Annotated in this window: 1 protein-coding gene; it reads right to left on the bottom strand. The window is 65.4% G+C overall.

The window, feature by feature from the left end:
* On the bottom strand, positions 1–694 hold a 694-nt coding region (locus tag AACY52_RS28980; protein ID WP_339561166.1), incomplete at both ends, for a TonB-dependent receptor domain-containing protein.

Raw genomic sequence — 694 nt, 5'->3', positions numbered from 1 at the left:
ACCAAGGTCATAGGCGGCCTGCGCGTCGATCACCGCATAGCCCGGCACGCTGATCGTATTGGGCAGCGTGAGTTGCCGCGCGCTGAGCGCGGTGACGCCCGCGCCGAAGGACAGGCCTTTGGCCGGACCGTTCAGCACCCGGTAGCGCGCGGCGATGCGACCACTATTCTTGGGCACGCGCGTCAGCTCACTGCCGACCGGGATCGTATTGTCCGCCGTCACCTTGGTAGCGGTATGGGCGTAGGTGGCCAGCAGCGAGAAGGCCGGTGACGGCTCCCAGACGATGTCCGCTTCTACCCCGCGCGCCCGTTGCCGGCCGGTCTGGATGTTGAACCCGAGATTGTTCGGATCTGCCGTCGCCACATTGTCGCGGATTTGGTCGAAGACCGAGATCGTTCCCGACAGGTGAGCCTTGGGCATCGCCAGCTTCAGCCCGCCCTCGACGTTGCGCGATGTCTCGGGTTTGGGAACGGCCACGCCGACGAAGCCGAACGCGGCACGAAACGCGGTCGCATAGCCTGCGAAGATCGCAACGCCGGGCGCGAGATCAAAGGTCGCTCCGATCCGGGGCGATACATGGTGGTAGGTGTCGTTGTTGGCCACGCCGATGTTGCTGTCCTCGCGGAACTTGAGGATCGTGTAGCGCAGGCCCCCGGTGAGGTGCAGCCGGCCATAAGTCGCCTGATCCTGCACG

The sequence above is a fragment of the Pseudomonas sp. EA_65y_Pfl1_P113 genome (assembly GCF_963970525.1).
Taxonomy (GTDB): domain Bacteria; phylum Pseudomonadota; class Gammaproteobacteria; order Pseudomonadales; family Pseudomonadaceae; genus Aquipseudomonas; species Aquipseudomonas tritici.
The sequence above is the reverse complement of the archived record's forward strand: the minus strand, read 5'-3'. Positions and strand labels throughout refer to the sequence as shown.